Origin of the sequence: Bacillus sp. 007/AIA-02/001, from assembly GCF_004634455.1 — a bacterium.
GTDB lineage: Bacteria > Bacillota > Bacilli > Bacillales > Bacillaceae_G > Bacillus_A > Bacillus_A cereus.
Genome location: NZ_SEIY01000002.1, coordinates 130,889 through 143,672, shown reverse-complemented (window position 1 = coordinate 143,672; position 12,784 = coordinate 130,889). Strand labels below are relative to the sequence as shown.

Genomic DNA, 12,784 nt, shown 5'->3' with positions numbered 1-12,784 from the left:
ACCCCTATATTTTTCATGTTATTACACTTTTCGCTATGATATGAGTGTAATCCTTTTTAGAAAAGGAAACGTAACAAAATAATCACAATCACTCCCGTTAATACTGTACCTAATAAACTACGAGTATATATCGCTACAAGAAATGTTGGAATTGCTGCAATAAGATAATCCCACTGCATCGTTTCATGCATAAATAAAACTTGTGCTAAAAGCGCTGCTAATATCGCAATTGGTATGTAATTTAACCATTTTAAACCCCAGTCAGGAATTTGTAGTTTGCTAAATACGAGTAGAGGTAAAATACGTGGCACGATTGTAACAGCTCCTGCTGCTAGTAAAAGTAATAATACATCTAATCTCATTTCCATTTTTCAATCAACACTCCAATCGTCGCAGCTAGTAAGGTTGCGATAATAACCGCTATACTATCTGGCATAAATAGGTGTGAAACGTATGCGATAATAATCGCTACAATTGCAACACTTAAATGAATTGCTAGTTTCGGTTTACTACTTATGAGCTGAAGAACAAATAATCCGATAAACATCGCTGGTAATGCATAATCCATGCCGTATGTATGTGGATCTGGTATCCACTCACCAAATAGCCCGCCAATGATAGTGGCAAGAATCCAATTTAAATACGCTGTTACATTAAGCCCTATCATCCATCTTTCACCTAAATATCCTTTTTGCGCAGCATGCTGCACTGCAACGCCGAAAGTTTCATCTGTAATTTGCGAACCGATGATTAGGTTTTTAAATAGAGGAATTTTCGTAAAGTACGGTGCAAGTGCAGCACTCATAAGAAGGTGGCGCAAGTTAACAAAAAATACAGTAAAAATAATTGCGGAAGCAGGAGCACCGGCTGCATACATACCAGCTAATATAAATTGGGCAGAACCTGCATAAATTAAAGTGGACATAAATGCAATTTCAATGATGGAGAAACCAGCTGTTTTTGCAATTACACCAGCTGCTATACCGATGCTCAAGTAACCAAATACAGTTGGTAAACAATCTTTTACTCCTTGCTGAAATGTATCGTCACTCTGCAAAGCTACATGTGCCTGAGCTTTACTCATCTCTATCATCCTCCATTCCTTCTAAAGTTCGTTTTCCTGTTACGACATGAACTAAATCTATATTTTCACGCCATAACGTATCTAACTTATCAGCTCCAAATTCCTTTGTGATTTCTTCAACCATAATATCGTGCCGCACATACTCTGTAGCAACGAGAACTAGCGCTGGGTCATACGTTGTAACGGCCCATGAAGTGCTATCATTTGAGAAGTTCGCAATTAATACTTCCTCTCCATCACGAGCAATAACAGTTAAATGACCACCCATTCTCTTTTCAACAACGTGGGGCGTCATATAATTATGATGAAACGTCGCTCCTATTTTTGTTTCTGGAGCTCCAAATAAGATTGAAAATATATGTACGCCTTCCTCTTCCTTTTGATGAATGTATGGCTCAATTTCATGCACTTGTTCTTCCCATACAGAAATCCATAATTCTTCCTTTGCCCTATTAATTATATTGCATATTTCTTTTAAAACACGATCATTTGAGCGAATATGCGAAATTACATCTATTTGTCGCTCTTGTTCTAAACCATTTAATTTCTGGTCTAAAAACTCAAAGGACTTCTCAAAGTCTTTTCGCATTCGATTCATTAATTCCGTAGCTGGTACTGGTACATATTTAACTGGTTCAGAAGGTACAATATGCACCGCTCCTTTATCCATTAACTTACCGAGTACCTCGTAAATCATAGAACGAGGTACTCCTGTTTGTTTACTTACTTCATAGCCTGTTACTGGGGAATGTTTTAACAATCCAATATACGCTTTACATTCATATTGGGAAAATCCTAACTTTTGTAATTCCTTTATAATTTCATCCATCGGTAACCCCTCACAATCTAAATCGCTCTTACTTCAAAACGACGATTTTGCTTCCCTTTACTTTTTACTTTATCAATAACAAGTGTTCCTATTTCATTCGTATTTTTCACATGTGTGCCTCCACAAGCTTGTTCGTCTAAATCTTCAATTGTAACAATGCGGATTTCTTGGATAGTAGTTGGCAGGAGATTTATTGCTGTTTTAATCATTCCTACAGCATTTTCTGCTTCTTCGCGGCTCATATAACGAGTGGAAATTTCTTTATTTTGCTTAATAAGTTTATTCACTTCCTCAACAATTTCTTCTACTTCCACGCTCGATAACTCTTGTAACTCATTAAAGTCGATACGTGCTTTATCAGGATAAATTTGATTTCCGGTGCATAGAGCTCCATACTTTTCATAAACAACAGCTCCGATAAGATGCAGTAAAGAGTGATGACGCATTAAATTATGACGTCTTTCCCAATTTATCTCTAATTTAACTGGACCTAACTTTACTTGAGCTTCATCTTTTATATAGTGAACTATTTCTCCTTGCTCCTTCTTTACTTTTTCAACTTCAAATACAGACCCATCTTGTACAATGACACCCGTATCACATTCCTGTCCTCCACCAGTTGGATAAAAAACTGTTTCTTTTACAAATACTTTATTCCCTTCTACTCTTATCACTTCTGTTTCGCAACTCGTTTTGTATGCATCTTCTAAATATAATGCCGTTTTCATACTCTCACCTCTTTAGTAGTTATAGTTATACCTACTAATATAAAAAAGAAACTCCATGAAGTCAATTGATAATTCTGAAATTTAAAATTAATAAAAGACTCCTTTATTAGGAGTCCACTATCTCAATATTTCATTCGCTTCTTTTTCATAAATTTTATCAAATGACGTCATAACGCGCTGTGATGCTTGAATCATCTTTTGATCTGTCATAAGATCTGCCATCTCTTTCGTCATATCTACATTTGAATTTTCTAGCATATGATTTTTTACTATTCCTGTTCCGTTCGGTAAATTAGCAATGTTTCCTTCTGCTAGTGTAAAGCTTTTGTTCTCTCTTTGCACAAGACGAGCATTCGTTTCGGCATCTACTGTTTTTGTTTGCAAACGAGCAATATTATTTTGTGTTACCTCATCATATAATGTACCATCTGCTTGTACAGCAACCTTTGCTCCTTCTGGAATACGAATACGCTCATTATTCTCTCCCATTACGAAAGCACCTGAAGATGTTTGTAAATATCGATCACTATTTAATGTGAAACTACCATCTCTCGTTAAAAACGTTTCATCATTTTTAGAAGTAACAAAAAATGATGTTGTGCCGGCCGCGCCGTCATCTAAAAAGAAATCTGTAGCGCTATTTGTCATTTGTATATTTCCTTGTACTAAATTCACATGCGTTGCAGCTGGTACTACAGCGTAATCGACCGAACCGATATTTGTTACCGCCCCATCTCCGCGGCGATATGTGTCTTGTACATCAAATACTTTAGACGTCATATTTTCTGCTTTAAATCCTGTAGTTTGAGCATTTGCAACGTTATTCGAATGAACATTAATGCGCTGCATGTAATTCATCATGCCCATAGAACCTATATAAAGACCGTTCATATTCGTTTGAATAAGGCAAGCGCCTTATTCTTCACCTCTTTTCTACGATGTTTGTAACATTTGTTTTGCTAAATGTTCAGCTGTAGCGATATGTATATTTTTCTTTATGTCTTGGCCATCTGTCATTAATACAATAGGAGCTGATGATACTGCTGGAATTTTCAACAATTCGCCACTACTTGCTGTTTCATCAAATTTCGTAAACACAATACCATCTATATGAATATCTTTAAAGTTTGTAATAATTTCAATCATATCTTTACTTTTCATTGAAGCTGATAACGTTAAACAAATATAATCTGGTTCTACTTGTCCCATCGTTTCAATCATTTCTTCCACTGTTTCTGACGTACGATAATTTTTCCCTGCTGTATCAATTAAAATATAATCGACGCGTGCTTCTTCTTTAAAATACGTAAGCGCTCTTGTCATTGCAGCTTCATCACGCACAGCAATTACTTCAGATCCAATTGTCTTTACGTTATCTTGCAATTGCTGTACTGTTCCTATGCGCGAATGATCTGTCGTTATAAAACCAACTGTTTTTTTCTTACCGTGAAATTGCCATGCCATTTTCGCGAGTGTCGTCGTTTTACCAACGCCAGTTGGACCGATTAATGCAATTGTTTGTACTTCTTTTTCAAAGACGTTTTCCGTATTGAAATGAGATTTCATATCTTCCAATATGTACCTGATAACTTCTTCTTCCGTAATCATCGTTGCATTTTCAAACTTTATTTTTAACTTTTCAGCATATGCATGAATGAAATATTGTTCCACATCGTTTTGTTCTAGCATCCGAATTACTTTTTGAATAATAAACGGTACAGATTCTTGATTTTCTTTCTTTGGAGCTACTTCTTCTTTCTTTACTGGAACGACTTGTTTCACAACTTTTTTCTTTTTCGTTACTTTCGTTTCTTCCGTTTCTTTCATCGGTTTCACAACGACGATTCCTTTTTCAAACAGCTTTAATAGTTTCTCTTTTTTTCTTGCCCATTCTTCACTATTTCCTGTTTGCATCGCCGCGTATGACATAGAAGTCGTTACGTTTTCTAAATTGTGCAGTACTGATTGAATTCCATTCGCCTTCACAATTTGTTCTGAAGGATCATTCACAACATCCATTAACTGTTCATGAAATTGAGCTGTACCTTCATTCACTTCTTCCTGTTTTTCTTCTGGAAAAGCAACTAACATTTCATAATCCTTTTTCCAAAAAAACGGTATATTTCGTTTTACACTTTCATCGACAACGTAATAATAATCTGTACCATATTGGTCAAATAATTTTCGATACAATTCATTTTTCGAAGCTGCTTTTATTCGCATTAACGCTTCTTTCTTTTCTGTACTTTCCATTACTTCACCCCCTACTATTCAATATAGGCAATTTGATCCACAACAATTTCTGGTGCTAATTCACTAATACAAAGTACTTGTGCTTCCACTTGATAACGTTCTAGCAGTCTTACAATCGCAAATCTAAAATCTTTTCTACGTGTTAATAGCACTGGTTCTCTTCCCATTAAACGTGCTTGCTTAAAGACGCGCTGCACTTGCTCAACGACACGTGTTTCTAAATCTAAATCCCAGTTTAATAAGTAACCTTGATATGAATTATTCACAACATCCGCATCTAACTCAATTGCATCAGAGAAGAGCGCTGCATATATTTTTCCGTCTGGATTTTTCGCATTTTCACAAATAACTTTTGAAATACATTCACGAACAAATGATGTCACACCATCAACGTGGTTTTGATAAATTTCTTTGCCGTCAATAATACCTTCAATAATTGTTGGTAAATCACGAATAGAAATACCTTCTTTTAGAAGTTGTTTAATAACATTTTGAACGAGTGATAAATCAATTTCTTTCTTCTTAATCTCTTCTAATAGAACGCCATTATCATTTTCAAGCGAGTTAATTAAGTCTTTTACATGTTGGCGCTGAATTAATTCGTGAAGATTACGTCTAACGACAACATCTAAATGTGTAATTAATATGCTAAGTGGCTCTAACACTTGATAGCCTTTCATTTGTGCATCTTGCACCATATGCTCTAAAATCCAATATCCATCTTCACCAAAAATTGGATCTTTCGCTGGCTCTGCATCTAAATCAGCCATTACGTTTGGTGTTTTCAGTGCTAATAAATAACCTGATTTTAAAACACCTTCAGCCGCCTTCGCACCTTTAATTCGAATAATGTAACGTCCGCGTGGTCTAAAGCTCGTATTATCTTTAAAGTTAATTCCAGGAACGTTAATACCAAGGTCAGTAATAATTGACTTCCTCATAAGAACAACTTTATCACGCGCTGTTTCCCCGTTAATTTTCTGCTTTACAAGTGCTGCTAAATCTAAACCGAGTTCTACTATAATTGGATATTTATCCGTAAATACTCCAAATGAATCTTCTACTTGTTGCAGTTGCTCATCTTCGCCTTGGATCATTTCTATTTCTTTTTGAAGCTCGTCTTCTTTTTCTTTCTTTATTCGATTTTTATTACGAATTCCTAAGAAGATAATTGTTCCGCCAACGAGTGCGAATGGTAGAAACGGTAGCGGAGTAAAAATACCCATTGCGATAAATAAACCACCGAGCGCATATACAACGACTTCATGCGCTAATAACTCTTTAAAGATACCTTCTGTTACTGTATCTGGTGAGCCGTCAAATACACGCGTTACGATAATACCTGTTGAAATTGCAAGCATTAGCGATCCAATTTGGTTTACGATTCCGTCACCGACAGTTAACTGTGTATAATGAAGAGCCGCATCTGCAAAGCTCATCCCTTGCTGCATCATTCCGACAATTAAACCGAAAATAATGTTTACGAATAAAATGACAATCCCGAAAATAACGTCCCCTTTAATGAACTTTCCGGCACCATCCATCGCCCCATAAAACTCTGTTTCCATATTTAATTTTTTTCGTTTTGCTTGTGCATCTTTTTCTGAAATAATACGCTGGTTTAAATCAGCATCGATAGACATTTGTTTCCCTGGTAAAGAATCAAGTGTAAAACGAGCTGCTACTTCAGCTGTACGAGACGCACCGTTTGCAACAATAAACTGGAATATGATTAATACTGTAAAAATAACGATACCAATTAATAAGTTTCCGCCAATTACGAACTGGCCGAACTCTTCAATAACATGACCTGCATTTCCATCTGTCAAAATCGCTCGCGTCGTCGAAACGTTAATCGATACGCGGAAAATCCCGATTAATAACAACATCGTTGGAAATGACTTTAATTCATCCCACTCGTTAATACTTGTCGCTCGCATATAAATAAGCACTGACATACTTAGTAGAAAAACGATAATGATATCAAGTATAAATGGTGGAAGTGGAATTAAGAGCGCCACTACGAATGACGCTGCTAAAAAGATAGAAAAATAGGTTCTTGCAGACTCTATCTTAAACAAAGAGATCTCCTCCAAACGCGCTATTATACTTCAAGTTCGTTCGTCTGAATTAAATAGCGCATAACTTCAATTACAGCTACGTATAAATCTTCTGGAATCGTCTCATCTTCCTCGACTTGATAATATAAAGAACGAGCAAGCGGACGGTTTTCCACCATTGGTATTTCTTGTTCACGGGCAAGCGTTCGTATATATAACGCGAGCTCATCTTCCCCTTTTGCAACGACAATTGGTGCTGCATCAACGTGTTTATTGTAACGAAGTACGACCGAAATATGAGTCGGGTTGTTTACAATAAACGTTGCGCCATCCATCTTCTTCGCAATTGTTCCTTGCAAGATTGCATGCATAAAGTTTTTTCGTTTCCCTTTTACTTGCGGGTCCCCTTCATTATCTTTATGCTCTTGTTTCACTTCTTCTTTTTTCATCTTAATATCTTGCTCGTACTCCCATTTTTGATAAATGAAATCAATAATAGAAAGAACGATTAAAATAATTAAAATTGCTAAGAAAATAAATTTAATTTGCCTAATAATTTCAGTAAGTGACGCAGTCCAGTTAAATCCAATCATGCTCACGATTTTCTCTAAATTCTTTTTAAAAAGAACGTAAGCGACGTAACCGATTAATCCCATATAAAATAGTGATTTCAAAATATCTACTAAACTTTTACGACTAAACAGTCTCGTAAAATAGTTTTTCGGATTAATACGTGACGCTTTCGGTTTAATGACTTTAGAAGAAAATAGGAAGCCGACTTGAATCATATAATTGAATAAATGAAAAGCGTATACGAGTATTAATATCGGAGCCGATACTTTCAGTAATAAAATCCCCATTAAATAAAAATACTCGGTTGAATCTGTATTTTTTCCAATTTGATCAAACAGCACCGCTACGGAATTTGCAATCTCATACCCTAGCCAATCTCCGAAGAAATAAACGACAACTGCTAATACGAGAATGGAAAATAAATTATTTAAATCTTTACTCCGGGCAATATTCCCTTCTTCACGCGATTTTTTACGCTTCTGCGGGGTGGCCTTTTCTGTTTTATTATCCTTTGCCATGCGCGTCCCCCTACTTCGTTAAGAAAAAGTTAAATAGTTTCGTATACTCTTCAAGTAATACATCCGTCATATTTTTAAACACATAACCGAGCATCGGTACACTCATCGCAATAAACAAAATACCGCACGTAATTTTAATTACGTATGCATTCATAAAAACGTTTAATTGCGGAGCGTTTTTTGCAATTAAAATTAGAACAAAGTTAATGATGAATAAACTTCCCATAAGCGGAAGAGCAATTTCAACCGCTGATGTGATCGCAAATAATAGCGTTGCGAGTAGACTATCTAAGAAACTAGTCGTCAACAATTTTGAAATCGCCTCTGTATATTGAAACGACTTTAAAATCGTGGCAACGAAATAATTAATGCCGCCAAGTGAAATAAAAATAATGAGAAAAAATATATCAAAAATGGTTGATAGTAAAGTAGACTGTGAGCCCGCATTTACATCAAACAAACTTGCTTGTGATAAACCGATATCAAAGTCTAAAATATGCCCGGCCATTTTCGGAATGTTCCACAGCATTTCTACAATTTTTGAAAGTGATAATCCAATTACAATTTGCGTTCCTGCATAAGCTGCAACGTCCCAAACTGTCTTGATGTGAGAGACATCCACTTGATCAGCCACTGTAATTGAAAGAGCAAGTCCAACTGTAACCTTCGCCATTGCTGGAATGGATCGTCCTGAGAAAAACGGTAAAAAATATAAAAATGAAGTAATGCGGCAAAACGCAAAAAACGTTGCCGCCCATAATTCCATATTCATTTCAGTTCACCTATCTTAGTACGAACGCAATAGCGATGGGATTTTATCAAATAAATCTAAAATAAGTGTCGTTAACTCTTGGAACATCCACGGACCTAAAATGATAATAACGAGGACAATACTCGCCATTTTCGGTAAAAACGTCAGCGTTTGCTCTTGAATTTGCATCATCGCCATAATGACAGCGATGATAATAACGACAATCATACTTACGCCGGCAACCGGCATTAAAATCATAACCCCTTTATAAAAAAAGGTTTGAAAAATATCTATAATTGGTGACGTATTCATTTATATGACTCCTATCACATAGCATCAAACGCTTCAGGCGACCGTTTTAAACATAATGTCGACGATTTTTGTATATCCACCTAAATATACGAAAACGAGTATTTTAAACGGTAAACTTAAAATCATCGGCGGTACCATCATCATCCCGAGGTACATTAAAAGTGTACTAATAATCAAATCTATAAATACAAACGCTAAATAAATGAACATCCCTGTTAGTAAACCTTTTTGAATTTGCGTTAACGTAAAGGATGGTACGAGCGTAAATAGTGAAAGATCTTTCAAATCTTTCGGCAACTCTTCTCCGCGTACTTTCAGCATCATTTTTAAATCATGCTTATACGTATGCTTTGACATATATTCTTTCATAATAGGAGCTGTCGTTTCCGCAGCTTGACTTACTGTTATTTTCTCTTTCGTCATCGGATCCCACACATCACTCTTCAGTTGCCCGAGTACAGGCTGCATCGTAAAGAGTGATAAAAATAATGCAAGTCCAACAAGCACTTGGTTTGGTGGTAAATTCATTACCCCAAGTCCTTGACGTGTAATCCCTAGAACGATCATAAAATAAGTAAAATGTGTAAATAATAGAACGATAGAAGAAGATAATGATAAAAGGGTAACGAGCGCAAATAATTGTACACTTGAATTACTCGTAAACTCTTTTCCATTTTCGAAATTAATAAAACCGTTCGGGGCTGCATACGCTGGATTTACAAAAATAATTGAAAAAACGATAGAAAATACGAAAATAACGGCTAATAATGATAACTGTTTCTTTATTCTCATGATGGATCCTCTACTTTTTTCGTTTCACTCTTCACCGCGTCTTCTAGTGCTTGTTGAAACTGATTTCCTGTTCCGGTTAATTGCACAGACTGCACACCGTTATTACTAATAACAGTGAACACTTGCTTTCCGTCCACTTCAAATAAAAAGGCACTCGTTTGATGATTTAAATAAACGCCGTCTTTTACTTGAATATGGCCATTTTCACCCTGCTTAAAAAACTGCTGTTTGCGCGTCTTTTTCGTCATATAATATGCACCGTAGCCGAGCGCACCAAACAGTAAAACGACTTGAAATAAGGTCGTCATATACGACATATGACTCCTCCTCTACTCTTTATCTTGCATTTGACTTTGCGCTTTCATAAGCGCCGCTTGTTTCTTATCAGCTTCAATTTCAGAAATGATAATACCGAATTTCTCGTCCATTACGATTGCTTCACCGATGCCGACTTTCATATTACTTAAATACACATCTACTTTATGTCCTAAGTTTTTCTCTACTTCCAGAACATCGCCAACTTTTAACTGCTTTACATCACCAAGTGTAATAGATGACTTTCCAAGCTTTACACCAAGTTCAATCGAAATATCTGAAACAGTATCAATATGTGCTTTACCTGCTTCATTTCGCTTTCCTGCAAAATCTTCTAATCCCATTAATGACACGGGAGATACTTCATGCTTCATATGGATCCTCCTACTCTACAAAACTTTTAAATAGGAGCGCCTTACGCGTTCCATCTTTTCCAATAAAACAATTAAATTTATGCTTTCCATCTACATAACCAAGTAATTCATCCGAAACTTTCGTATGAAGCGGAATAATATCGCCTTCTTCAATTTGTTCAATCTCACTCATTGTCATTTTCTGCTCACCAATCGCAACGTGAACAGGTTTGTACACTTGATTTACTTTCATTTCCACTTCAGACGTATACTTTTTACGCTTGTCTGAAGAATGTTCGACAATATTTTCAGACGTTAACTTATCCATAATTTCTTCAACAGATAAGAATGGAATTCCGATACGCACCGTCGTATTCCAAAAATCTGTTTTCATATTTACGTTAAGTAATGAAATGATATCGCTCGCTGTCGTAATCTTTAATGCATTCGGATCTGTTTCCGTCGTTACAAATTTCGGTTCAATCGCAACAACACTTTCAAATGATTGCTCTAAATTTTTACAAAGAAGCAAGAATATATTATCAAGCGTTAAAAACTCAAACGCTGTTAACGGTCTGCGCATCGTAAAGTTACGCTTACTATCTCCGCCAAGCCAACATTCATGAATATAAATAACGAATGCTAAATCAATCTCAATAACAATTTCTCCAAGCTCTGGTAAACCGAGATCAATTACGCAATATAAATAATAATCTTTCGGCATTTTCTCCACATATTCACTCGTAAATGGAACTTGCTCAACTGTTGAAGGCTCTAGTTCAATTGGAATACGCATACGCGCTGATAACGTCTGTGACGTCTGTTTTCCAAAAGTAGAAGCAATCGCTTGCAAACTACGTAAATGCTCAACACCGAACTTCTCTGGTCTATTAAAATCATACTCTTGAAATTTCTCTTGCTTTCCTGCTTCTTGTGCGAAAGCTGGCATTTCCTCGCCTTCATTTACCGCCTTCAGCAGGGCATCAATTTGCTCTTGGCTTAATTTTTCGCCACTCATGACAATCCCCTTCCCTACCTTTTCAATTCAACGATTTCAACGTACATTTTTCCATTCTTCGTTAAAATCTTTCCGGTTCCAATCTCTTCATTCTCAAGCATAAGACGCACCGTATTTTTCGTTGAATTTTCAAGACGATACAATGTACCTTTCGTAATATGAAGCAGATCTTCAATTTTCTTTTTCGTATTTCCGATTTCAAAATAAATTGTTAACGGAATATCATCTTGTAATTTCAAATCTAGCCAACTCCCATATCATGTTCACGAAAATTTCATGTTCTCTCTATATATGAAACTTCTTATTTTGAAACGTCGATATTTAATATTTTTTTAATATATCCTTGCGTTTCTTTAAATGGCGGTACGCCTCCGTACTTTCTCACATTACCAGGACCAGCATTGTAAGAAGCAAGTGCCAATACTAAGTCACCGTTATTTTTCTTTAAATAACCACTTAACTCTTTCACGCCACCTTCAATACTTTCAGCTGGTGAAAAGGGATTCTTCACACCCATCTCCTTCACATTCGCTGGCATAAGCTGCATAAGACCCATCGCACCGGCATGTGATACCGTTTTCGGATTAAAATTAGACTCTACTTCAATCATTTTTTGAATTAACGTTTTTGGAATTCCGTATGTACGACTTACACGATCAATAATGTCCTCATACTTCCCTTCATTGGAAGAACGTATTTTTTGAATATTATACTTCTTCGTTAATTCCCACGTATCAGCAGCCTCATTTTTCGTTTCTGGGAAACGTCGTTCAAACTCTTTTTGCGCAACTTGCACTTCATCTGCTTTCTTCGTTTCAACCTTTTCTTCAGGCTTACTCGCTTCCTCTACTTTATTAATAGTTTCTGCCGGCTTATTAACAACCGCTTCTATTTTCGTAGATTGTACCGGCTGACTCATATCTTCTACTTTTGCCGGCTGCGTAGTAGCCTTCGTCTCCTTCGCAGGTTCACTCTGCAACTTCTCTTGAAAACGACTACTAACAAATGCTTGTGGACTACTTAGCTTTTGCTGAATTTGTCCTTTTTTATATGCAAGCACTTCTTTTACTATATTTCCAACTATCATAATATCACCTTTTCGGTAAACAAAGATAATCTAATATTAGAGTTTTTTTTTAAAGTTTGCAATAATCCTTTTAATAATTATGTAATAAAAAAATGAATATATTGTTAAACT

Annotated in this window: 16 protein-coding genes; all 16 read right to left on the bottom strand. The window is 36.0% G+C overall.

Annotation, left to right across the window (positions count from 1 at the left end):
• Positions 1-56 precede the first annotated feature (56 nt).
• Positions 57-368 (bottom strand): AzlD domain-containing protein, encoded by a 312-nt coding sequence (locus tag ES895_RS06200; protein ID WP_000425938.1) that lies wholly within the window; start codon positions 366-368, stop codon positions 57-59.
• The gene (locus tag ES895_RS06195; RefSeq protein WP_000030478.1) at positions 359-1,084 is read right to left on the bottom strand and encodes an AzlC family ABC transporter permease; all 726 of its coding nucleotides are present in this window, start codon (positions 1,082-1,084) and stop codon (positions 359-361) included. Before ES895_RS06195 ends, ES895_RS06200 begins: the two co-directional genes overlap by 10 nt.
• Positions 1,077-1,913, bottom strand: a complete 837-nt coding sequence (locus tag ES895_RS06190; RefSeq protein ID WP_135238202.1) for a TrmB family transcriptional regulator — start codon at positions 1,911-1,913, stop codon at positions 1,077-1,079. Before ES895_RS06190 ends, ES895_RS06195 begins: the two co-directional genes overlap by 8 nt.
• A 17-nt stretch (positions 1,914-1,930) precedes the next feature.
• Entirely contained in the window at positions 1,931-2,641 is a 711-nt protein-coding gene (locus ES895_RS06185; RefSeq protein WP_135238201.1) for an alanyl-tRNA editing protein, read from the bottom strand.
• A 117-nt stretch (positions 2,642-2,758) separates the two neighbouring features.
• Positions 2,759-3,532, bottom strand: coding sequence for a flagellar basal-body rod protein FlgG (locus ES895_RS06180; RefSeq protein WP_001013934.1), 774 nt, complete (start codon positions 3,530-3,532; stop codon positions 2,759-2,761).
• A 42-nt stretch (positions 3,533-3,574) separates the two neighbouring features.
• Positions 3,575-4,894: a flagellar biosynthesis GTPase FlhF gene (flhF, locus tag ES895_RS06175; RefSeq protein ID WP_098207237.1), complete on the bottom strand. Its 1,320-nt coding sequence runs from the start codon at positions 4,892-4,894 to the stop codon at positions 3,575-3,577.
• A gap of 14 nt (positions 4,895-4,908) precedes the next feature.
• Positions 4,909-6,975 carry a flagellar biosynthesis protein FlhA gene (flhA, locus tag ES895_RS06170; protein ID WP_135238200.1) on the bottom strand — a complete coding sequence of 689 codons (2,067 nt, stop codon included), beginning with the start codon at positions 6,973-6,975 and terminating at the stop codon, positions 4,909-4,911.
• Between the two features lie 23 nt (positions 6,976-6,998).
• Positions 6,999-8,045, bottom strand: a complete 1,047-nt coding sequence (gene flhB / locus ES895_RS06165; RefSeq protein ID WP_001040114.1) for a flagellar type III secretion system protein FlhB — start codon at positions 8,043-8,045, stop codon at positions 6,999-7,001.
• Between the two features lie 10 nt (positions 8,046-8,055).
• Positions 8,056-8,817, bottom strand: coding sequence for a flagellar biosynthetic protein FliR (locus ES895_RS06160; protein ID WP_001055718.1), 762 nt, complete (start codon positions 8,815-8,817; stop codon positions 8,056-8,058).
• Between the two features lie 15 nt (positions 8,818-8,832).
• Complete coding sequence (locus tag ES895_RS06155) at positions 8,833-9,108, bottom strand: flagellar biosynthetic protein FliQ (RefSeq protein WP_001098085.1); 276 nt, start codon at positions 9,106-9,108, stop codon at positions 8,833-8,835.
• Between the two features lie 33 nt (positions 9,109-9,141).
• Positions 9,142-9,900 (bottom strand): flagellar type III secretion system pore protein FliP, encoded by a 759-nt coding sequence (locus ES895_RS06150; RefSeq protein ID WP_001220582.1) that lies wholly within the window; start codon positions 9,898-9,900, stop codon positions 9,142-9,144.
• A complete protein-coding gene (locus ES895_RS06145; protein WP_000121176.1) occupies positions 9,897-10,217 on the bottom strand; it encodes a hypothetical protein in 321 nt (106 codons plus the stop codon). Before ES895_RS06145 ends, ES895_RS06150 begins: the two co-directional genes overlap by 4 nt.
• Before the next feature lie 12 nt (positions 10,218-10,229).
• Positions 10,230-10,589, bottom strand: a complete 360-nt coding sequence (gene fliN / locus ES895_RS06140; protein ID WP_000680010.1) for a flagellar motor switch protein FliN — start codon at positions 10,587-10,589, stop codon at positions 10,230-10,232.
• A 10-nt stretch (positions 10,590-10,599) separates the two neighbouring features.
• The gene (gene fliM / locus ES895_RS06135; RefSeq protein WP_000012356.1) at positions 10,600-11,586 is read right to left on the bottom strand and encodes a flagellar motor switch protein FliM; all 987 of its coding nucleotides are present in this window, start codon (positions 11,584-11,586) and stop codon (positions 10,600-10,602) included.
• 14 nt (positions 11,587-11,600) lie between these two features.
• Positions 11,601-11,825: a flagellar motor switch protein FliN gene (locus ES895_RS06130; RefSeq protein WP_000775712.1), complete on the bottom strand. Its 225-nt coding sequence runs from the start codon at positions 11,823-11,825 to the stop codon at positions 11,601-11,603.
• A gap of 62 nt (positions 11,826-11,887) precedes the next feature.
• Entirely contained in the window at positions 11,888-12,673 is a 786-nt protein-coding gene (locus ES895_RS06125; RefSeq protein WP_000635224.1) for a lytic transglycosylase domain-containing protein, read from the bottom strand.
• Positions 12,674-12,784 lie beyond the last annotated feature (111 nt).